The following is a 20910-nucleotide window of genomic DNA, read 5'->3' as shown; positions in this document are numbered from 1 at the left end:
ACTGTCCCGGTGAAAGAATCCCGGCTCCTAGTACTCTTTGACCTGGACGGAACCCTTGTGGATCCGGCAGGCAGCATCACCGGCGGCATCAGCGCCGCCCTCGAAGCGTGCGGCCTGCCCGTACCCCCGGCGGCGGAACTGCAGCGGATGGTCGGGCCCGCGCTCGTCACGTCGCTGCGGGAGATTGCCGGCGTTCCCGAGGGGCTTGTCGACGACGTCGTTGCGCGCTACCGGGCCGGTTACCGGGAGACCGGAATGGCGCAGAGCCGCCCCTACCCCGGCATCGCCGAAGCTGTCGAAGCGCTGCGTGCCCGGGGCACCGCAGTGGCCGTTGCCACCCAGAAACCGGAGCCGCTGGCCCATGAGCTGCTCCGGGTGCAGGGACTTTCCGGGCTGTTCGACTCCGTGCACGGCTCGCCCGCCGACGAGCAGGCCGCCGCGGCCCTGGACGGCAAAGCCGCCATCATCCGCGCCGCGCTGGAACGGCAGTCCGGCCGCTACGACCGCGCCGTGATGGTGGGCGACCGCCGGCATGATGTCCACGGCGCGGCGGCCAACGGCCTGGAATGCATCGGGGTTTCCTGGGGCTTTGCCGCCGACGGCGAGCTTGCCGCGGCAGGCCCCGCCGCCGTCGTCGGATCGGCCGAAGAACTGCTGGCGGAGCTCGAGGGCTTCCGCCTGCAGGAAGGGGACATCGCGCATGGGCGTGTATGACCTGACCCGGGCCTCAACCCGGGGACTGATCGCCGGCCTGTGCCGGCCCACCGTCATCGGACTGGAGAACGTGCCCGCCGACGGAGCGTTCATCGTCGCCGCCAACCACCTCTCTTTCCTGGACAGCGTGCTTACGCAGGCGCTGATGCCCCGGCCGGTTGCGTTCTTCGCCAAGGCGGAATACTTCACCGGCACCGGCTTCAAGGGCGCGGCCATGCGGACCTTTTTCGAGGGCGTAGGGTCCATCCCCGTGGAACGCGGCCAGCAGGCCGCCTCCGTGGCAGCCCTGAAAACCCTCCTGGACCGGCTGGAAGAAGGAAGCGGCATCGGCATCTACCCGGAGGGGACCCGTTCCCGCGACGGCCTGCTGTACCGCGGCCGCACCGGCGTCGGCTGGCTGGCCCTCACCTCCGGCGCGCCGGTCGTTCCGGTGGGACTCATCGGCACCGAGAACCTGCAGCCTGCGGGCAGGAAATGGATCAAACCGCAGCACTTCACGATGAAGGTGGGCCGGCCGCTCTACTTCCAGAAAACCGGACCGGACCACGCGCTGCCGGCCCGCCGGCAGGCCACCGACCGGGTCATGGACGCCATCGCCGAGCTCTCCGGGCAGGAGCGCTCCGGCAGCTACAACCAGAGCAAGCCCGAAGGGTAAGCCCGGGGCAACCGGTTCAGCGTCCCGCGAAAGCGGCGCCGGCCTGCGCAGAGGCGTCCGGCGGCGACCGTAGGATGGAACAGTGGCAGATCCAGCAACATACCGGCCGAAGACGGGGGAGATCCCCACCGCTCCCGGCGTTTACCGTTTCCGAGACGAGCACGGCCGGGTCATCTACGTCGGCAAGGCCAAGAACCTCCGTTCCCGCCTGAACTCCTACTTCGCCAACCCCCGGGGCCTGCTGCCCAAGACCCGCGCCATGGTGCACACCGCCGCCAGCGTGGAATGGACAGTGGTCAGCACCGAGCTGGAAGCACTGCAGCTGGAGTACACCTGGATCAAGGAGTTCAATCCCCGGTTCAACATCATGTTCCGGGACGACAAGTCCTACCCCTACCTGGCGGTGACCATGGGGGAGAAGTACCCCCGGGCCCAGGTGATGCGCGGCGACCGGCGCAAGGACACCCGCTACTTCGGCCCGTTCTACCCCGCCAAGGCCATCCGCGAAACCCTGGACACCCTGCTGCGCGTCTTCCCGGTCCGCACCTGCAGCTCCGGGGTCTTCAAGCGCGCCGAACGCACCGGCCGGCCCTGCCTGCTGGGCTACATCGACAAATGCTCCGCTCCGTGCGTGGGCCGGATCAGCCCGGAAGACCACCGCAAGCTGGCCGCCGAACTCTGCGACTTCATGTCCGGGGAAGGCAAGCGCTTCATCGGCACCCTGGAAAAGGAAATGCAGGCTGCCGTGGCCGAGCTGGACTACGAAACCGCAGCCCGGCTGCGCGACGACATCGCGGCCCTGCGCAAGGTTTTTGAACGCAACAACGTGGTGCTCAGCGAAGACACCGATGCTGACATCTTTGCGCTCGAGGAAGACGAACTCGAAGCCTCGGCCCAGGTGTTCCATGTCCGCGCCGGCCGGATCCGCGGGCAGCGCGGCTGGGTGGTGGAAAAGGTCGAAGACACGGACACCGCGGACCTGGTGGAACACCTCATCCAGCAGGTTTACGGCGAGGCTGCCTCGACCGACCGCATTCCCCGCCAGGTGCTGGTTCCGGTGCTGCCGTCCAACGCGGATGAGCTGGGACAGTGGCTCTCCGGGCTGCGCGGCGCCCGCGTGGACATCCGGGTTCCGCAGCGCGGGGACAAGAAGGCGCTGATGGAGACCGTGGCACGCAATGCCTCCGACGCCCTGCGGCTGCACAAGAGCCGCCGGGCCGGGGACATCACCACCCGCTCCGCGGCCCTCCAGGAGCTGCAGGAAGCCCTGGACCTGCCCGTGGCATTGCTGCGGATCGAGTGCTACGACATCTCGCACGTCTCCGGCACCAACGTGGTGGCCTCCATGGTGGTGGCGGAGGACGGCCTGCCGAAAAAATCGGACTACCGCAAGTTCTCCATCACCGGCGACGCCGCCCGCGACGACACCTCGGCCATGTACGACGTGATCTCCCGGCGCTTCCGCAACTACCTCGCCGAGAATGCCGACCCGGCTGCCGACCCGCCGGCTGATCCCGCTGCGGGGCAGCTGCCGGCCGAACGCACCGGCACCGACGTCCAGCCGCTGACGGACACGCTGACCGCGGCTCCGCGGACCAAGTTCGCCTATCCGCCCAACCTGGTGGTGGTCGACGGCGGCCAGCCCCAGGTCGCCGCGGCCTCCCGCGCCCTGGCGGACCTGGGCATTACCGACATCTACGTTGTCGGCCTGGCCAAGCGCCTGGAGGAAGTATGGGTTCCGGACAGTGATTTCCCGGTGATCCTTCCGCGCGCCTCCGAAGCACTGTTCCTGCTCCAGCGAATCCGCGACGAGGCACACCGCTTCGCCATCACCTTCCACCGCCAGAAGCGGGCGAAGTCCATGACCGCCTCCCTGCTGGACGAAATTTCCGGCCTCGGTCCCGCCAAGCGGGCCGCCCTGCTCAAGGAATTCGGATCCGTCAAGAAGCTGCGGAAGGCGTCGGTCGAGGAACTGCAGCGCGTCCCGGGCATCGGCCCGGCCCTGGCTGCCTCGGTCCACGCCCAGCTCGCCGCAAAGGGCGGGCAGGCATCCGCTCCGGCCGTAAACATGACCACCGGCGAAATCGTGGAAACTTAGCTAGGCTGGGTAATCGGCTTCTTTCCCTGCAGCAGTTGACGTGCGGAGCCGGCCCGTCACCGCTGCGCAGGAACCACGGCAGAACAAACCAGTGCGGGACGCAGTGCCCTGCGCCGGACAAGATCTCAAGGATGGGACGACGGACATGAAGGAACAGGACGCGCTGACCCCGGTCAAGCCCGCCGAGTCTGAGCTGCTGGTGGTCACCGGCATGTCCGGCGCCGGACGCAGCACGGCCGCCAATGCCCTCGAGGACCACGGCTGGTACGTGGTGGAGAACCTGCCGCCGTTGATGCTCGGAACCCTGACCGAGCTGGTGTCCCGGATGCCGCATTCCATTCCCAAACTGGCGGTGGTCATCGACGTCCGCAGCAAGGAGCTCTTCCAGGACATCCGGGAGGCGCTCAGCGGACTCCGGGCTGCCGGGGTTTCCTACCGCCTGCTCTTCCTGGACGCCGAGGACGAAACCCTGGTGCGCCGCTTCGAACAGGGCCGGCGTCCGCACCCGCTGCAGGAAGACGGCAGCATCCTGGACGGCATCGCGGCCGAGCGGGATGTCCTGAAGGAGCTGCGCGAGTCCTCCGACGTCGTCGTGGACACCTCCAAGCTGAACGTGCATGCCCTGGCCACCACCATTACCGAGCTCTTCACCGAGTCCGGGCCCATCGTGCTCCGGCTGAACGTCATGAGCTTCGGCTTCAAATACGGGCTGCCGGTGGACGCCAACTATGTCGCCGATGTCCGCTTCATCCCCAACCCGCACTGGGTCCCGCAGCTGCGCCCGCACACCGGCCTGGACGAGGACGTGCGGGAATACGTCCTTGACGCCCACGGCACCCGGGATTTCCTGGACCGGTACGTTGATGCACTGGAGCCGGTGATTGACGGGTACCGGCGCGAGAACAAGCATTACGCCACCATCGCCGTCGGCTGCACCGGCGGCAAGCACCGCTCGGTGGCGGTCACCGAGGAACTGGCCAAGCGCCTGGCGCAGCTGCCGCACGTGACGGTCAGCGCGCACCACCGCGACCTTGGACGCGAATAGATGGCGTTTTTGACCGGCCCGCTCCCGATGATTCCGCAGACCGGAACGGCCCGCGAATCCGGGGGCAGCGACGGCTCGCCGGCCGTGGTGGCACTGGGCGGCGGGCACGGACTGTCCGCCTCGCTCTCCGCCCTCCGGCTGCTGACCACGGACCTGACCGCGGTTGTCACGGTGGCCGACGACGGCGGTTCCTCCGGACGCCTGCGCCACGAGCTGGATGTGCTTCCGCCCGGTGACCTGCGCATGGCGCTGGCGGCCCTGTGCGATGACACCGATTGGGGGCGGACGTGGCGCGATGTCATGCAGCACCGTTTCCAGTCCCGTCCCGGAGTCCGGGGTTCGCTGGACAACCATGCCCTGGGCAACCTGCTGATCGTCACCCTCTGGGAGCTGCTGGGCGACCCCGTTGCGGGGCTGCAGTGGGCCGGAGCGCTGCTCGGTGCCCGCGGCCAGGTCCTGCCCATGTCCACCCAGCCGCTGACCATCGAGGGCGACCTGCTGCGGCAGACGCCCGCCGGTGAGCACCTGGAACTGGTCACCGGCCAGGCCCGGCTGGCGACGGCCGGAGCGCGGGGCAAGGTTGCCGAAGTCCGGCTGACGCCCGCTGATGCCCCGGCCTGCCCGGAAGCCGTCGCGGCAATTGAGCGGGCCGACTGGGTCATCCTCGGCCCCGGGTCCTGGTACACGTCCGTGCTGCCGCACCTGATGCTGCCGGAGCTGCGTTCCGCCCTCTGCCGGACCAAGGCCAAGCGGTGCCTGACGATGAACCTGAGCAATGAAACCAAGGAAACTGCCGGAATGTCGGCACTGGACCATCTGGCCGAGGTGAGGCGGTACGCACCCGGGCTTCGGGTGGATGCCGTGCTTGCGGATCCGGCCGTCATCGAAGACCGGGACGCTTTCAGCGCCGCGGTGGCCGCGATGGGCGGGCGGCCCGTCTTCGGTAAGGTGGGGGCAGCGACCGGGCGGCCGATCCATGATCCGCTGCGCCTGGCCACCGCCTATCACGATATGTTTGGGGAGAACTAGGAGTGTATTTGTGGCGTTGACCGCAGCAGTAAAAGAGGAACTTTCACGGCTTGATGTGAAAAAGTCCTCCGTCCGCAAAGCGGAAGTATCGGCCTTGCTGCGATTTGCCGGAGGACTGCACATCATTTCCGGCCGCATTGTGATTGAAGCTGAAGTGGACCTGGCGTCCACGGCGAGGCGGCTGCGCGCCGCAATCGCCGAAGTGTACGGCCACGCCTCGGACATCGTTGTGGTGTCCGGCGGAGGCCTGCGGCGAGGCAACCGGTACGTGGTGCGCGTCGTCAAGGACGGGGAATCCCTGGCCCGCCAGACCGGGCTGCTGGATGCCCGCGGGCGGCCGGTCCGCGGACTGCCCTCCGTGGTGGTCAACGGCTCCGCCGCCGACGCCGAGGCCGTCTGGCGCGGTGCCTTCCTGGCCCACGGCTCACTGACCGAGCCGGGCCGGTCCTCCTCGCTGGAAGTGACCTGCCCCGGGCCCGAAGCAGCCCTGGCCCTGGTGGGTGCGGCCCGCCGGATCGGCATTGCCGCCAAGGCCCGCGAAGTCCGCGGCATCGACCGCGTGGTGATCCGCGACGGCGACACCATCGCCGCCCTGCTGACGCGCATGGGCGCCCATGACGCACTGATGGTCTGGGAGGAACGGCGCATGCGCAAGGAAGTCCGCGCCACCGCCAACCGGCTGGCCAACTTTGACGACGCCAATCTTCGCCGCTCGGCCCAGGCCGCGGTGGCAGCCGGCGCCCGGGTGGACAGGGCGCTGGACATCCTCGGTGACGACGTGCCCGAACACCTGCGCTACGCCGGCGAGCTGCGCGTGGCGCACAAGCAGGCCAGCCTTGACGAGCTCGGCCACCTTGCCGAACCGCCCATGACCAAGGACGCCATCGCCGGCCGCATCCGCCGCCTCCTGGCCATGGCCGACAAGCGCGCGGCCGAGTTGGGCATCCCCGGCACTGAGGCCAATGTGACTCCTGAGATGCTTGACGAGTAGCGTGGAAGCATAGGATGGACTAAGCATGCTGCCGTTTTCGGCAGCACCGGTGTTTCCGGATGGAAACACCGCCCGGATCACCGATCCGACCTATTTTCCGACTCTTACAGGAGGATTTTGTGAACGAATACACTCTGCCGGAACTGCCGTACGACTACGCGGCACTGGAGCCGAACATTTCGGCCCGCATCATGGAGCTGCACCACGACAAGCACCACGCAACGTACGTTGCCGGAGCCAACACCGCGCTGGCACAGATGGCCGAAGCCCGCGAAAAGGGTGACTTCGCAACCATCCCGAAGCTGTCCAAGGACCTGGCGTTCCACCTGGGCGGACACGTCAACCACAGCATCTTCTGGAACAACCTGTCTCCCGAAGGCGGCGACAAGCCCGTTGGCGAGCTCGCTGCAGCCATCGATGACTTCTTCGGATCCTTCGATGCGTTCCGCGGCCAGTTCACTGCTGCAGCCACCTCGCTGCAGGGTTCGGGCTGGGCGCTGCTGGCCTACGAGCCGCTGGGCCAGAACCTGGTCATCGAGCAGCTGTACGACCAGCAGGGCAACGTCCCCGTGGGCACCATTCCGCTGCTGATGCTGGACATGTGGGAGCACGCCTTCTACCTGGACTACGTCAACGTGAAGGCCGACTACGTCAAGGCTTTCTGGAACATCGTCAACTGGGCCGATGTGGCCACGCGCTTCGAGTCCGCCCGCACCGGCGCCCACACCCTGGTGCTCCCGGCCTAATCAGGCCTGCGGGCCCCAAAACGGGCCCCTACCGGTACCCGGGACAGGCCCGACGCGTAAGATGATTGCGAGGGTCCCCGCCGCGCCTCACGGCACGGCGGGGCCTCCCGGCGGGCGGCCGGCCCTGTTGTTGGCCGCCCCCGCCGGGAGGCGTCCCGGCCCGCACCAAACCCTGTCAGACCAGTGGCCTGATCTCACACAAGGTCACGTTTTCGGTACACCCGCAATCAAGGAGACAGAAAAGTGACTACTCGTGTTGGAATCAACGGCTTTGGACGCATCGGACGAAACTACTTCCGCGCAGCACTGGAGCAGAACGCCGACCTCGACATTGTGGCCGTCAACGACCTCACCAGCCCTGAAACCCTTGCCCACCTCCTGAAGTACGATTCCGTGACCGGCCGCATCGGCGCTGACGTGGAAGTACGCGGCGGCGACCTGATTGTCGGCGGGAAGACCATCAAGGTCCTCGCCGAACGGGATCCCGCCAACCTGCCCTGGAAGGACCTCGGCGTAGACGTCGTCATTGAGTCCACCGGGTTCTTCACGAAAGCCGAAGACGCCAAGAAACACCTCGACGCCGGCGCAAAGAAAGTCCTCATCTCGGCTCCGGGCAAGGGCGCCGACCGCACCATCGTCATGGGCGTCAACGACGGCGAGTACAACCCGGAGACCGACAACATTGTCTCCAACGCATCCTGCACCACCAACTGCCTGGGTCCGCTGGCCAAGGTTATCCATGAGGCGTTCGGCATCGAGCGCGGCCTGATGACCACCGTCCACGCCTACACCGCCGACCAGAACCTGCAGGACGGCCCGCACCGGGACCTCCGCCGGGCCCGTGCCGCAGCCCTGAACATCGTGCCCACCTCCACCGGTGCCGCCAAAGCCATCGGCCTGGTCCTTCCTGAACTGGACGGCAAGCTGGACGGTTTCGCCCTGCGCGTGCCCGTGCCCACAGGATCGATCACGGACCTCACCGTCACACTCAGCCGGGAAGCAACGGTCGAGGAAATCAACGACGCCTACAAGGCCGCATCGGACGGACCGCTGAACGGAATCCTGCGCTACACGGATGAGCCGCTTGTCTCCTCCGATATCGTCACCGATCCGGCGTCGTGCATCTTCGATTCGGGCCTGACCCGGGCCATGGGCACCGAGGTGAAGGTAGTGGGCTGGTACGACAACGAATGGGGCTACTCCTGCCGCCTGGTGGACCTGACCACACTGGTTGGCTCCAGCCTGTAGCAGCCGGGAATCCGGCACACCATCCACCCCGGGCTCCAAGCCCCAAACACCAAGCCCCCAATGCCCGAAAGGGACGCAAAGGTAAGACATGACAGTCAAGACTCTCGAGGAACTGATCAGCGACGGCGTTGACGGTCGGTATGTGCTGGTCCGGTCGGACCTGAATGTGCCGCTGGACAACGGCCAGGTGGCCGACGACGGACGCATCCGCGCGTCGATCCCCACCATCGGAAAACTGGTGGAGCACGGCGCCAAGGTGATCGTCATGGCGCACCTGGGGCGGCCCAAGGGCACCCCCGATGACAAGTACTCCCTGCAGCCCGCTGCGGACCGGCTGGACGAGCTCGCGCCGTTTGCGGTCGAGTTCGCCTCCGACGTGGTGGGGGAAAGTGCACACGAACTGGCGTCGTCGCTGGCCTCCGGCTCTGTCCTGGTGCTGCAGAACATTCGCTTTGATCCGCGGGAGACGTCCAAGAACGACGACGAGCGCCTGGCCCTTGCACGCGAACTTGCCGGACTGACCGGGGAGAACGGCGCGTACGTGGACGATGCGTTCGGTGCCGTCCACCGCAGGCACGCCAGCGTGTACGACATCGCCGAGGTGCTGCCGGCGTACCAGGGCGACCTGGTGCACACCGAGGTGGAGGTACTGAAGCGGCTGACGGAAAACCCCGAGCAGCCGTATGTGGTGGTGCTGGGCGGTTCAAAGGTTTCCGACAAGCTGGCCGTCATCGAGAACCTCATGGACCGTGCCGACTACCTGCTGGTGGGCGGCGGCATGGTGTTCACCTTCCTTGCCGCGCAGGGATATAACGTGGGCGCTTCCCTGCTGGAGGCGGACCAGATCGAGAACGTCAAGGGCTACCTCAGCCGGGCGAAGGAGGTTGGCTGCGAGTTCGTGCTGCCCACCGACATCGTGGTTGCCGACGCGTTCTCCGCCGATGCCGACGTGGACGTGGTTCCCGCGGACGCCATGGAGAGCAGCCGCTTCGGCGCCTCGGGCATCGGCCTGGACATCGGACCGGATTCCGCTGCCGCCTTCGCCGAGAAGATCCGCGCGGGGAAGACCATTTTCTGGAACGGCCCCATGGGCGTGTTCGAGTTTGATGCCTTCGCCAACGGAACCCGCACCATTGCGCAGGCGCTGAAGGACTCGAGCGGGTTCTCCGTGGTTGGCGGCGGCGATTCCGCCGCTGCCGTCCGGAAGCTCGGGTTCAGTGACAGTGACTTCGGTCATATCTCCACCGGCGGCGGCGCTTCCCTGGAATACCTCGAAGGCAAGAAACTCCCGGGACTGACCGTCCTGGACCAGTAGCACCGGGGTGCGGGCCTGCTGCCGGAAGGCGGCGGGCCCGCACTTCCATGTCCGCTCTTCCCCGCCCGGACACCCGTAACCATCCCTATAATCCCTAAGAAACCGGAGCGATGATGACCACCTCGACCAACGGCAAGTTTGACCGGAGACCGCTGATCGCGGGCAACTGGAAGATGAACATGGACCACGTCCAGGGCATCACCCTTCTGCAGAAGCTGGCCTGGACCCTCAAGGACGCCCAGCATGACTACAACCGCGTGGAGGCTGCCGTCTTCCCGCCGTTTACGGACCTGCGCAGCGTGCAGACCCTGGTTCGCGGAGACAAGCTTGACCTCGAATACGGCGCACAGGATCTGTCCCCGAAGGACTCCGGCGCCTACACGGGCGACATCTCCGGCGCCTTCCTGTCCAAGCTTGGCTGCAAGTATGTCCTGGTCGGCCACAGCGAACGCCGCACTGTGCACGGCGAAACCGATGAATTGCTGAACGAGAAGCTCAAGGCCGCCTACCGCAACGGCCTGGTGCCGGTGCTTTGCGTGGGCGAGGGCCTGGAGGTCCGCTCCTCCGGCAAGCACGTGGAGCACACCCTGGAGCAGGTCCGCCGGGACCTCGACGGCCTCGACGCCGAGCAGGTCTCCTCCCTCGTTATCGCTTACGAGCCGATTTGGGCCATTGGCACCGGTGAGGTTGCCGGCCCCGAAGATGCCCAGGAAATGTGCGCAGCGATCCGCAGTGAGATTGCGGATCTGTACGACGACGCCGTGGCTGCCAAGACCCGGCTGCTCTACGGAGGATCGGTGAAGGCAGCGAATGCCGCGAGCATTCTGAAGCAGCGCGACGTCGACGGCGTGCTGGTGGGCGGTGCCAGTTTGGATGTGGCCGAGTTTGCTAATATTGTCAGGTTCGAACAACACCTGGTGACCGACTGATTTGCAGCTGACCTGCACCGCAGTGCACGTCTCCAATCCATGAGTCACCCCCGAAAGGCCGTAAGTGGAAATTCTGAAGATTATCCTGCTGGTTCTTCTTGCCATCACCAGCCTGTTGCTGACACTGCTCATCCTGCTCCATAAGGGACGCGGCGGCGGCATGTCGGACATGTTCGGCGGCGGGATGACCAGCAGCATGGGTTCCTCCGGGGTTGCCGAAAAGAACCTGAACCGCTTCACCGTGATGCTCGGAATCTCCTGGGGCGCCGTGATTATTGCCCTGGGCCTGATCCAGCGTTTCTCCGGCGAAGCCTAGCCACGGCAGCAGAGGCCCGGCCTTCGGCGCAGTAAACCCGGACGCGGCAGCAGGAACCGCGCACAGCTCACGGCAAAGCCCCGGAGATCCGCAAGGATCTCCGGGGCTTTCGCGTGTCCGCCGGATGCGGCGGGTGTGCCGGCACCGGAAGGGTTAGTCCTCGGCGCCGGCTCCGGTTCCCTCCGGATCCAGAAGGCGTTCCGGCAGCTGGGAGGCCGCCGCCTGGTCAACCAGCCAGCGTGTCTTGGTCCGCCCGTGCGCACCGGCCGCGGGGACCTGCACCGGGCCGGCTCCGGCCAGGGCCAGGCCCACGGCGCCTGCTTTGTCTTCACCGGCCACGGTCAGCCAGACCTCCTCGGCGGTATTGATCGCTTCAAGGGTCAGGGACACCCGCTCCGGCGGAGGCTTGGGCGCGTTAAGGACGGAGACAACTGTCGTGCCCGTGGTGCGGATGCCCGCCATCTCCGGGAACAGGGAGGCGATGTGGGCGTCCGGGCCTACCCCCAGGAGCAGAAGATCAAAGCGGGGGAGCCGGGAGTCGCGGGACTCGAAACCCGGCGGCAGTTTCTCTTCGGCCGCGGCTGTGGCCAGGGCGAGGGCGTAGCCGGCAGCAGCTTCCTCCACGGAGGCGGCATCATCCGACGACGGCACGGGGTGCACCCGCGCGGGATCCACCGGAAGCCGGGACAAGAGGGCCTGCCGGGCCTGCACCGCGTTGCGGTCGGGGGAGCCGGCGGCCAGGAACCGCTCGTCGCCCCACCAGAAATTCACCTTCGACCAATCCACCGCGACGCGTGCCGGTGCCGTGGCGACGGCGTCGAGCACGGCTATTCCCACGGTTCCCCCGGTCAGCACCACGGTGGCAACGCCCCGGCGGCTCTGAACGTCCACCAGCTTGGTGATCAGCCGTGCGGCGGTCGCCGTCGTCAGGGCCTCCACGCTCGGGTGGATGCTGACTCCATTGGGTGAATAACTCATGCGTTGGCCCCTTCCCGGGACAGACAGGCTGCGAGGCCCTGGGTCAGTACTTCTCCGTACACCTCGTCCGGATCCAGCCGGCGGAGTTCCTCGGCCAGGCAGTCGCGCAGATTCCGGCGCGGCAGCGAGATCTGCTGCTCTGGCTGTCCGGGCTGGGTCAGGTGTGCGGTGATCTGGTCCGGACGCAGCAGTTCCACGTTACCGGCAGCACGTTCGAAAACCACCTGGTGGATGCCGGTTCCGGGCTCCCCTTCGATGATCTTCACGGGCACCTGCAGGGCATGCTTCAACCAGGCAGCCAGCAGGAACGTGCTGGCCGAGTCGGAAGCTCCGGCCACTGTGACGGAGTCGACGGGTTCCGCGCCTGCGCCGTCCAGCACCGCCGCCAGCTGGATCCTCCAGTTGGTCAGCCGGGTCCAGCTCAGGTCGGTGTCGCCGTCGGCGTAGTCCTCGGCCAGGGCAAGCAGCGTCTTTTTGGGATCGGCGCCGGTGGCGGCGTCGGTAATCCGGCGGTGGGCAATGCAGCCCAGCGGAGTCTGCGAAGGGTTCTCCGGAACACCGTGCGGCCACCAGACCACAATCGGTGCGTCCGGCAGAAGCAGGGCCGAGACCAGCGAGACGCTTTCGCCGGCGAGCTCACCGTGTCCGGACAGGACGATGACCTCGGAGGCACCGGCGTCACCGCCTACGCGGATCTCGGCGTCGAGCCGTGTTTCGTCCTCCCGGGAGCCTTCGGCGAGCACGATGATGCGGCAGGGGTGTTCCCTGCTGGCTTCGTTGGCGGCGGCAATGGCCTCTTCCACAAAATCGGGCTGCGTATCGACGACCAGGGTCAGCACACGGCCCAGGGTCACCACACCGCCCTTTTCCCGCATGGCGACAATTTCCTTGGATACCTTGGACGTTGTTGTGTCCGGCAGTTCTACAATCACGGCCTTCTCCAGGTCCTTCCGTCTTGGGCGAGCAGTTCATCGGCGGACTCCGGACCCCAGCTGCCCGGGGCGTACGGTTCCGGCTGGGTGCCCAGGGACGCCCAGTACTCTTCGAACGGATCGACGATCTTCCAGGACAGCTCCACTTCCTGGTGGCGGGGGAACAGCGGCGGCTCGCCCAGCAGCACATCGAGGATCAGGCGTTCGTACGCTTCCGGACTGGACTCCGTGAAGGAGTGGCCGTAGCCGAAGTCCATGGAGACGTCGCGGACCTCCATCTGGGTTCCCGGGACCTTGGACCCGAAGCGGATGGTGGCGCCTTCGTCCGGCTGGACCCTGATAACCACGGCGTTCTGGCCGAAGTCGTGGTCATTGTGGTCCCGGAAAAGCAGGTTCGGGGCCCGCTTGAACACCACCGCAATTTCCGTGACCCGGCGGCCCAGCCGCTTGCCGGCCCGGAGATAGAAGGGAACTCCGGCCCAGCGGCGCGTGTTGATGTCCAGGCGGACGGCGGCGAAGGTTTCCGTGGTGGAATCGGGGTTGAAGCCTTCTTCCTCCAGGAAACCGGTCACCTTTTCCCCGCCCTGCCAGCCGCCGGTGTACTGGCCGCGCGCCGAGTGCTTGGAGAGGTCCCGGGGCAGCCGGACAGCGGCGAGGACCTTTTCCTTTTCGGCGCGCAGGTGGTCGGCGTCGAAGGAAATGGGCTCCTCCATGGCCGTCAGCGCCAGCAGCTGCAGGAGATGGTTCTGGATGACGTCGCGGGCCGCGCCCACGCCGTCGTAGTAGCCGGCGCGCCCGCCGATGCCGATGTCCTCGGCCATGGTGATCTGGACGTGGTCCACGAAGTTCGCGTTCCAGATCGGTTCGAACATCTGGTTGGCAAAGCGCAGGGCCAGAATGTTCTGGACCGTTTCCTTGCCGAGGTAATGGTCAATCCGAAACACTGAATCGGCCGGGAACACGGACTCCACCACGTTGTTGAGTTCCCGGGCGGACTGCAGGTCGTGGCCGAAGGGCTTTTCGATGACCACCCGGCGCCATTTTCCTTCAGACGTTTGGGCGAGGCCGTGCCGGGAGAGCTGCTGGCAGACCTGCTCGAAGGACTTCGGGGGAACGGACAGGTAGAAGGCATGGTTGCCGCGGGTGCCGCGTTCGGAGTCCAGGGACTCGAGCGTCTCCTTGAGCTTGCCGAAGGCCTCGTCGCTGTCGAAGCCGCCCTCAACAAACCGGATGCCCTGTGCGAGCTGCTTCCAGACGTTCTCGTCGAAGTCGGTGCGGGCGAACGCCTGCACCGATTCCAGGACCTGGGCAGCGAAGTCCTCGTTGCTCCAGGGCCGGCGGCCGAAGCCGACCAGCGAAAAGCTTGGCGGCAGCAGGCCGCGGTTGGCAAGGTCGTACACGGCCGGAATGAGCTTCTTCCGGGCCAGGTCTCCGGTGACGCCGAAGATGACCAGCGATGACGGTCCTGCGATGCGGCTGAGCCGCCGGTCCCGGGGATCCCGCAGCGGGTTGGCGGATCCCTGCTTGTCCTCTGCCGCCATCTAGTTGCTGCCGCCTTCGGCGCCGAGTGAACGTACTGCCTCTTCGATCTCGCGGACGCCCTGTTCGCGGTTGAGCAGGTGCAGGCGCAGGACCGGGCGGCCCTGGTCGGCGAGGACCTGTGCGTCACCGGCGGCCTGGGCACTGATCAGTTCACCGAAGGTGAAGGGCCGTCCCGGGACGGGAAGGTCTTCCTGCGGCGCGCCGGTGATCTGCAGATAGACGCCCTGCGCCGGGCCGCCCTTGTGGAACTGGCCGGTGGAGTGCAGGAAGCGCGGTCCCCAGCCGAAGGTCACCGGGCGTCCGGTGGCCGCGGCGAGGCCGGGACGGATCCCGGCGAGCTCGGCCTGTCCGAACCGGTCCAGGTAGGCATGGATGCTCAGGTACCCGTCGCCGCCAAGCTCCGCGGTGAGCGCACTGAGCGCCTCGGCCAGCGTTCCGGCACTGCCCAGCAGCGCGGACGGGCCGCGGACCTCCACGGACCCGTCCGTGAAGGCGGGATCAGTGGGTTCCGGACGCGCGTCGAGCATGCCCCGTGCTGCCTTCTTGGCGGCCTCAACGTCCGGCTGGTCAAAGGGGTTGATGCCCAGGAGCCGGCCCGCGACGGCGGTGGCCACCTCCCACAGCATCATGGAGCCGCCGAGGGAGCCGGCAACAACTGCCTGGTCGCCCTCCGGTGCGGCGTCGGAGTCAACGGCCACCAGGCGCACCGTCAGGACGTCAGGGGCGCCCGAAGAGATTTCCGGTGCTCCGGGCTCGACGGCGACCGGCAGCAGACCGGTGCCGAGCTTGCCGGTGGATTCGGCAATAAGCTGTTCGGCCCAGTCGGGGAAACCGACCAGACCGGAGCCCTCATCGACAATGACCACCTTGTTGCGCAGCGGGTCGGTGCCGCCCAGCGCGGCACCTAGCTGCAGCCCGATGTTGTCGGCATCGTTGTCGCTGAGGATTTCGAGTGCATCTTCCGCATCGTCCAGGAGCGCCTCGATGTCGGCCCCGGCGAGGCCGGAGGGGACGAGTCCGAAGGCAGTCAGCGCGGAATAGCGTCCGCCGACGTTGGGATCAGCGTTGAAGACGGCGCGGTAGCCTGCTTCGCGGGCGGCACCGTCCAGCGGGGAGCCGGGGTCGGTGACAACCACGATGCGGGACTTGGCGTCGATTCCCGCATCTGTGAACGCCTGCTCAAAGGTGCGGCGCTGGGAATCGGTTTCCACCGTGGAGCCGGACTTGGAGGAGACCACAATAACGGTCTCCTCCAGCCGGTTCTCCAGAGCTGCCCGGACGGCATCCGGGTCGGTGGAGTCAAGCACCGTCAGCTCAACGCCGGCGGTGCGGGTAATGACCTCCGGGGCCAGGGAAGAACCGCCCATGCCGGCGAGGACCACGCGGGTCACTCCCTCGGCGGCCAGTTCTTCCCGGAGCCCGCGAATCTGTCCAACGAGCGGCCGGGAGGCCGCTGAAGGATTCAACCATCCCAGGCGGATGGAAGCTTCCGCTTCGGCGTCGGGACCCCACAGGGTGGGATCCTGGGCAAGGAGGCGGGCGGCGACGTCGTTCCGAACGAGTGAAGGTACGTTCTTTTCGACGGCGGCCAGCGCGGCTCCGGCTGCTTCGAAGGACAGTGTGGTCATTTTTTCTATGCCTCTTTTGCGTTGTCCAGTGCGGTCTTCACGGTCTCCAGGAGTTCTCCCCAGCTGACCACAAACTTGTCCAGGCCTTCAGTTTCCAGCTGCTCGACGACGTCGGAGTAGGAAACGCCCAGGGCCTCCAGCTTGTCCAGGAGTTCACCGGAGGCGGCGTAGGTGCCGCTGACGGTGTCTCCGGTGATGACGCCGTGGTCGGCCGTGGCGTCCAGGGTCTTCTCAGGCATGGTGTTCACGACGTTCGGAGCGACAAGTTCCGTGACGTACAGGGTGTCCGGCAGAGCCGGATCCTTCACGCCGGTGGAAGCCCACAGCGGGCGCTGCGCGTTGGCGCCGGCGGCAGCCAGCACCTGCCAGCGTTCGGTGGCGAACTGCTCTTCGAAGACCTGGTAGGCCAGGCGGGCGTTGGCCAGGCCGGCCTTGCCCTTGAGTGCCTTGGCTTCGTCGGTTCCGACGGCCTCGAGCCGCTTGTCGATTTCGCTGTCCACGCGGGAGACGAAGAAGGACGCCACGGAGTGGATCTTGGACAGGTCGTGTCCGTTTTCCTTCGCCTGCTCGATGCCCACCATGTAGGCGTTGATGACCTCGCGGTAGCGCTCCAGGGAGAAGATCAGCGTGACGTTGACGCTGATCCCGGCCGCCAGGGTCGCGGAGATGGCCGGGAGGCCCTCCTTGGTGGCGGGAATCTTGATCAGCACGTTGTAGCGGCCGACCTTGTCGAACAGCTCGCGGGCTTCCTTGATGGTGCCCTCGGTGTCGCGGGAGAGTCGGGGATCGACCTCGATGGAAACGCGGCCGTCGACGCCGTTCGTGGCTTCGGCAACCGGAGCGAAGACGTCGCAGGCCTGGATGACGTCGTCGGTGGTGATTTCGAAGACGGCCTTGTCGACGTCGGCGCCGGAGCGGGCGAGCTGCTGCACCTGGGCCGCGTAGGACTCGCCGTTGGCCAGGGCCGCGGCGAAAATGCTCGGGTTGGTGGTCACGCCAACCACGTTCTTGTTGTCAATGAGGTCCTTAAGGGAACCCGAGACGATGCGTTCGCGGGACAGGTCGTCCAGCCAGATGGAGACGCCGGCTTCGGAAAGCTGCGCCGTAGGGGTGGAAGTCATGAATTATCTCCTTGTTGCTGGAATTACTTCTGATCGCCGGTTTCGGTGGACTGTTCACCCGAGGGTGCGGCAGTGGTGCCGGCGGGCGGGGTGTCCGAACCGTTGGCTGCTGCCAGGGAATCCCGGGCTGCTTCGGCAACGGCCTCGGCGGTGATGCCGAATTCGCGGTACAGGGTCTTGTAATCGGCGGAGGCACCGAAGTGCTCGAGCGAGACGCTGCGGCCGGCGTCGCCGACCATCTCGCGCCAGCCCTGGGCAATCCCGGCTTCAACCGACACTCGGGCCTTGATGTCCTTGGGCAGGACGGCCTCGCGGTACTGTGCGTCCTGCTTGTTGAACCACTCGACGCTGGGCATCGAGACGACGCGGGCGGCGATTCCCTCGGCGGCCAGGGCTTCGCGGGCCGCAACGGCAAGCTGAACTTCCGAGCCGGTGCCGATGAGGATGACGTCGGGGGTCACCACGGAGCCGTCGCGGACGGCTTCGGCCAGCACGTAGCCGCCGCGGGAGACGCCGTCGGCCGATGCGAAGGATTCAGCCGTGGCTGCGCCGTCGCCGCGCTCGTACGTGGGGATGTTCTGGCGGGTCAGGACAATTCCGGCCGGGTTCTCGGTGTTCTCGAGGATTGCCTTCCACGCGGCTGCCACTTCGTTCGCATCGCCGGGGCGGACAACGTCCAGTCCCGGAATGGCGCGCAGCGAAGCCAGCTGCTCCACCGGCTGGTGAGTGGGTCCGTCTTCACCCAGGCCAATGGAGTCATGGGTCCAGACGTAGATGGACGGAACACCCATCAGCGCGCCGAGGCGGATGGCGGGCCGCTGGTAATCGCTGAAGATCAGGAACGTGCCGGAGAACGCGCGGGTGCCGCTGTGCATGGTGATGCCGTTGACGATCGCAGCGGCAGCGTGCTCGCGGATACCGAAGTGCAGCACCCGGCCGTACGGGCCGCCGGACCAGGCGCTGGTCTGCCGGGACTCGGGGATGAAGGAGGGGGAGCCCTCGATGGTGGTGTTGTTGGACTCGGCCAGGTCGGCGGAACCGCCCCACAGCTCGGGAAGTACCGGGCCGATGGCGGAGAGGACCTTGCCGGAGGCGGCGCGGGTGGACATGTCCTTGCCGGAGTCGAACTCGGGCAGGTTCTTTTCCCAGCCGGCGGGCAGCGTACCGGTGCTGATGCGTTCCAGCAGGGCGGCGCCGTCGGGGTTCGAAGCCTTCCAGGCCTCGAAGCGCTCGTCCCATTCGCGGTGGGCCTCGGACCCGCGGGCCACAACCTGGCGGGCGTGCTCCAGCACAGCGGCGTCGACGTCGAAGGATTTCTGCGGGTCAAAGCCCAGTGCTTCCTTCAGCGCGGCGACTTCGTCCTTGCCCAGGGCGGAGCCGTGGATCTTGCCGGTGTTCTGCTTGTTCGGCGCCGGGTATCCGATGATGGTGCGCAACGAGATGATGGACGGCTTGGACGTCTCTGCCTTGGCGGCGAGCAGTGCGTTGTACAGTTCGGCAACGTCTTCGACGTATTCGCCGGTCTTGGTCCAGTCCACGCGCTGGGTGTGCCAGCCGTAGGCTTCGTAGCGCTTCAGGACATCTTCGGTGAAGGAGATGTCGGTGTCGTCCTCGATGGAGATGTGGTTCTCGTCGTAAATGACGACGAGGTTGCCGAGTTCCTGGTGGCCGGCCAGCGACGATGCCTCGGACGTGACGCCCTCCTGCATGTCGCCGTCGGACGCGATGACCCAGGTGGTGTGGTCGAACGGGCTCTCACCCTGCGGGGCGTCGGCGTCGAGCAGGCCGCGGAGGCGGCGCTGGGCGAACGCGAAGCCCACGGAGGAGGCAAGGCCCTGGCCCAGCGGTCCGGTGGTGATTTCGACGCCGGCGGTGTGGCGGTACTCGGGGTGGCCGGGGGTCTTGGAGCCCCAGGTGCGCAGTGCCTCGAGGTCACCGATCTCCAGTCCGTAGCCGGAAAGGAAGAGCTGGATGTAGAGCGTCAGCGAGGTATGTCCGGGGGAGAGGATAAAACGGTCCCTGCCGGTCCACTGAGGATCCGACGGATCATGGCGCATCAGCTTCTGGAACAGCAGGTACGCTGCAGGTGCCAGGCTCATGGCGGTTCCCGGGTGTCCGTTGCCGACCTTTTCGACGGCGTCGGCGGCCAGCACGCGGGCAGTGTCCACGGCTTTCCGGTCCAGGTCTGTCCAGATCAGTTCTTGCTCTTCCATATGTGGCACGTTTACCGGGCCCCTCTCTACTACAGATGACCGGCGCGTAGAACGCCGGAGACTCCCGAACACACCGGCTCTTTTCCGGTGCATCCGGTTCCTTAACCACCACAACAGCCGAAGCCGGAGAATCCATACCGGAATGCGGCATCTTCCATCCTGCCCGGTGCTGCCCAGCGGCAATTTACCCGCCGCGGGAAAGGTCCGCTCCAACCTTATCCCGTAGGCGGGGCCAATGGGCGTATCGTTTCCCTGACCGGGACCGCCGCGGCGCGCCGAGGTTGTTCCGGGTGTCGTGCCGATGGCCGTGCCGAGGTTATTTCGGCGTCCGGCCGGTTATCCGGATGCACCGGGCGGGCACGGCAGCTGAGGGCTTCGTTTTCTACAGCCGATAGAGGCTATGATGATGGTGGACTTTTCCGGCCCAGATTGGATGATGTGATCGCCCCGTGACAACGCAGCAAGCCCCCGCCGACCTTCCGGTGTTTACCGGCAAGATGACGGCAGGCCGTAAGCTCCGGGCTTATGTGGCTCTCACCAAGCCGCGCGTCATCGAACTGCTGCTGGTGACAACGCTGCCGACCATGATCTTTGCGGAGCGCGGACTGCCCGGCCTGTGGCTGGTGGTGGCAACCATGGTGGGCGGTGCCCTCGCCGCCGGCAGCGCCGGCGCCTTCAACTGCTACATCGACCGCGACATGGACAAGCTGATGAAGCGGACCAAGAACCGGCCGCTGGTTACCGGCGAGGTGTCTCCGCGCGAAGCACTGGTGTTTGCCTGGGTGCTGGGCATCGTCTCCATCGCCCTGCTCTGGTTCGGCGCCAACCCGCTCACCGGCCTGCTGGGCGTGGGTGCCATCCTGCTGTACGTCGTCTTCTACACGCTGATCCTCAAGCGCCGCACCACCCAGAACATTGTCTGGGGCGGCGCCGCCGGCTGCATGCCGGTGCTCATCGCCTGGGCCGCCGTCACGAACCGGGTGGAATGGCCGGCCTTCATCCTCTTCATGATCATCTTCCTCTGGACGCCGCCGCACTACTGGCCGCTGTCCATGAAGTACGGCGAGGACTACCGCAACGCTTCCGTGCCGATGCTGGGAGCCGTTGCCGGAGCCAAGCTCGTCTCTGTCCAGGTTGTCCTGTATGCGTACGCGACGGTTGCCTGCTCGCTGCTGCTGGTTCCCGTGGGCGGTGCCGGCTGGGTGTACACCCTGGCCGCCGTCCTGAGCGGAGTCTGGTTCCTTGCCGAGACGCACCGCCTGCACAACCGGGCGCAGCACGGCAACGTCACGGACAAGACCGCCATGAAGGTCTTCCACGGCTCAATCAGCTACCTGACGGTGCTGTTCCTGGCGCTGGCCATCGATCCGTTCGTGGGCGGCCCGCTGCTCTAGCGGCGGACAGCTTTTG

At 66.6% G+C, this 20910-nt stretch carries 18 protein-coding genes; 12 read left to right on the top strand and 6 right to left on the bottom strand.

The window, feature by feature from the left end:
* Nucleotides 1-9 precede the first annotated feature (9 nt).
* The 11 genes from M1D40_RS09900 (at nt 10) to secG (ending at nt 11086) form a co-directional block, all read left to right on the top strand.
* Nucleotides 10-714, top strand: a complete 705-nt coding sequence (locus M1D40_RS09900; protein WP_461168708.1) for an HAD hydrolase-like protein — start codon at nt 10-12, stop codon at nt 712-714.
* Nucleotides 701-1369 carry a lysophospholipid acyltransferase family protein gene (locus tag M1D40_RS09895; protein WP_461168707.1) on the top strand — a complete coding sequence of 223 codons (669 nt, stop codon included), beginning with the start codon at nt 701-703 and terminating at the stop codon, nt 1367-1369. The genes M1D40_RS09900 and M1D40_RS09895 overlap by 14 nt, the downstream gene beginning before the upstream one ends.
* A gap of 82 nt (nt 1370-1451) precedes the next feature.
* On the top strand, nt 1452-3467 hold the full coding sequence (gene uvrC, locus M1D40_RS09890) for an excinuclease ABC subunit UvrC (protein WP_461168706.1): 2016 nt from the start codon (nt 1452-1454) through the stop codon (nt 3465-3467).
* A gap of 145 nt (nt 3468-3612) precedes the next feature.
* Complete coding sequence (gene rapZ, locus M1D40_RS09885) at nt 3613-4512, top strand: RNase adapter RapZ (protein ID WP_341395811.1); 900 nt, start codon at nt 3613-3615, stop codon at nt 4510-4512.
* Complete coding sequence (locus M1D40_RS09880; RefSeq protein ID WP_461168705.1) at nt 4513-5541, top strand: gluconeogenesis factor YvcK family protein; 1029 nt, start codon at nt 4513-4515, stop codon at nt 5539-5541.
* Between the two features lie 10 nt (nt 5542-5551).
* On the top strand, nt 5552-6532 hold the full coding sequence (gene whiA / locus M1D40_RS09875; protein ID WP_341395813.1) for a DNA-binding protein WhiA: 981 nt from the start codon (nt 5552-5554) through the stop codon (nt 6530-6532).
* Between the two features lie 119 nt (nt 6533-6651).
* Nucleotides 6652-7278, top strand: coding sequence for a superoxide dismutase (locus M1D40_RS09870; RefSeq protein WP_341395814.1), 627 nt, complete (start codon nt 6652-6654; stop codon nt 7276-7278).
* Between the two features lie 243 nt (nt 7279-7521).
* Nucleotides 7522-8526 (top strand): type I glyceraldehyde-3-phosphate dehydrogenase, encoded by a 1005-nt coding sequence (gap, locus tag M1D40_RS09865; RefSeq protein WP_341395815.1) that lies wholly within the window; start codon nt 7522-7524, stop codon nt 8524-8526.
* Between the two features lie 88 nt (nt 8527-8614).
* A complete protein-coding gene (locus tag M1D40_RS09860) occupies nt 8615-9841 on the top strand; it encodes a phosphoglycerate kinase (RefSeq protein WP_341395816.1) in 1227 nt (408 codons plus the stop codon).
* Nucleotides 9842-9954: 113 nt separating this feature from the next.
* Entirely contained in the window at nt 9955-10770 is an 816-nt protein-coding gene (gene tpiA, locus M1D40_RS09855) for a triose-phosphate isomerase (RefSeq protein ID WP_461171042.1), read from the top strand.
* A gap of 64 nt (nt 10771-10834) precedes the next feature.
* The gene (secG, locus tag M1D40_RS09850) at nt 10835-11086 is read left to right on the top strand and encodes a preprotein translocase subunit SecG (protein ID WP_341395817.1); all 252 of its coding nucleotides are present in this window, start codon (nt 10835-10837) and stop codon (nt 11084-11086) included.
* A 153-nt stretch (nt 11087-11239) separates the two neighbouring features.
* Here secG and pgl read toward each other — a convergent pair whose 3' ends face one another.
* Genes pgl through tkt form a run of 6 tightly spaced genes read right to left on the bottom strand, consistent with a single transcriptional unit; the run spans nt 11240 to nt 19500 of the window.
* Entirely contained in the window at nt 11240-12064 is an 825-nt protein-coding gene (pgl, locus tag M1D40_RS09845) for a 6-phosphogluconolactonase (RefSeq protein WP_461168704.1), read from the bottom strand.
* Complete coding sequence (locus tag M1D40_RS09840) at nt 12061-12996, bottom strand: glucose-6-phosphate dehydrogenase assembly protein OpcA (RefSeq protein WP_341395819.1); 936 nt, start codon at nt 12994-12996, stop codon at nt 12061-12063. The genes pgl and M1D40_RS09840 overlap by 4 nt, the downstream gene beginning before the upstream one ends.
* Nucleotides 12993-14537: a glucose-6-phosphate dehydrogenase gene (zwf, locus tag M1D40_RS09835; RefSeq protein WP_341395820.1), complete on the bottom strand. Its 1545-nt coding sequence runs from the start codon at nt 14535-14537 to the stop codon at nt 12993-12995. The genes M1D40_RS09840 and zwf overlap by 4 nt, the downstream gene beginning before the upstream one ends.
* Nucleotides 14538-16166: a glucose-6-phosphate isomerase gene (locus M1D40_RS09830; RefSeq protein WP_341395821.1), complete on the bottom strand. Its 1629-nt coding sequence runs from the start codon at nt 16164-16166 to the stop codon at nt 14538-14540.
* A gap of 5 nt (nt 16167-16171) precedes the next feature.
* Nucleotides 16172-17287, bottom strand: coding sequence for a transaldolase (tal, locus tag M1D40_RS09825; protein ID WP_341395822.1), 1116 nt, complete (start codon nt 17285-17287; stop codon nt 16172-16174).
* A 23-nt stretch (nt 17288-17310) separates the two neighbouring features.
* Nucleotides 17311-19500, bottom strand: a complete 2190-nt coding sequence (gene tkt / locus M1D40_RS09820) for a transketolase (RefSeq protein WP_461168703.1) — start codon at nt 19498-19500, stop codon at nt 17311-17313.
* A 497-nt stretch (nt 19501-19997) separates the two neighbouring features.
* Between tkt and M1D40_RS09815 the strand changes: the two genes are divergently transcribed.
* The gene (locus tag M1D40_RS09815; RefSeq protein WP_341395834.1) at nt 19998-20894 is read left to right on the top strand and encodes a heme o synthase; all 897 of its coding nucleotides are present in this window, start codon (nt 19998-20000) and stop codon (nt 20892-20894) included.
* The last annotated feature ends 16 nt before the right edge of the window (nt 20895-20910 follow it).

The sequence above is a fragment of the Arthrobacter sp. Z1-15 genome (genome assembly GCF_054792395.1).
This window is presented reverse-complemented; position numbering and strand designations above follow the sequence as displayed.

Coding starts and splice junctions, on each gene's coding strand:
- M1D40_RS09895 (WP_461168707.1), top strand. CDS start 701: ATGGGCGTGTATGACCTGACCCGGGCCTCAACCCGGGGACTGATCGCC.
- rapZ (WP_341395811.1), top strand. CDS start 3,613: ATGAAGGAACAGGACGCGCTGACCCCGGTCAAGCCCGCCGAGTCTGAG.
- M1D40_RS09880 (WP_461168705.1), top strand. CDS start 4,513: ATGGCGTTTTTGACCGGCCCGCTCCCGATGATTCCGCAGACCGGAACG.
- M1D40_RS09860 (WP_341395816.1), top strand. CDS start 8,615: ATGACAGTCAAGACTCTCGAGGAACTGATCAGCGACGGCGTTGACGGT.
- tpiA (WP_461171042.1), top strand. CDS start 9,955: ATGACCACCTCGACCAACGGCAAGTTTGACCGGAGACCGCTGATCGCG.
- pgl (WP_461168704.1), bottom strand. CDS start 12,064: ATGAGTTATTCACCCAATGGAGTCAGCATCCACCCGAGCGTGGAGGCC.
- zwf (WP_341395820.1), bottom strand. CDS start 14,537: ATGGCGGCAGAGGACAAGCAGGGATCCGCCAACCCGCTGCGGGATCCC.
- M1D40_RS09830 (WP_341395821.1), bottom strand. CDS start 16,166: ATGACCACACTGTCCTTCGAAGCAGCCGGAGCCGCGCTGGCCGCCGTC.
- tal (WP_341395822.1), bottom strand. CDS start 17,287: ATGACTTCCACCCCTACGGCGCAGCTTTCCGAAGCCGGCGTCTCCATC.
- tkt (WP_461168703.1), bottom strand. CDS start 19,500: ATGGAAGAGCAAGAACTGATCTGGACAGACCTGGACCGGAAAGCCGTG.
- M1D40_RS09815 (WP_341395834.1), top strand. CDS start 19,998: ATGACGGCAGGCCGTAAGCTCCGGGCTTATGTGGCTCTCACCAAGCCG.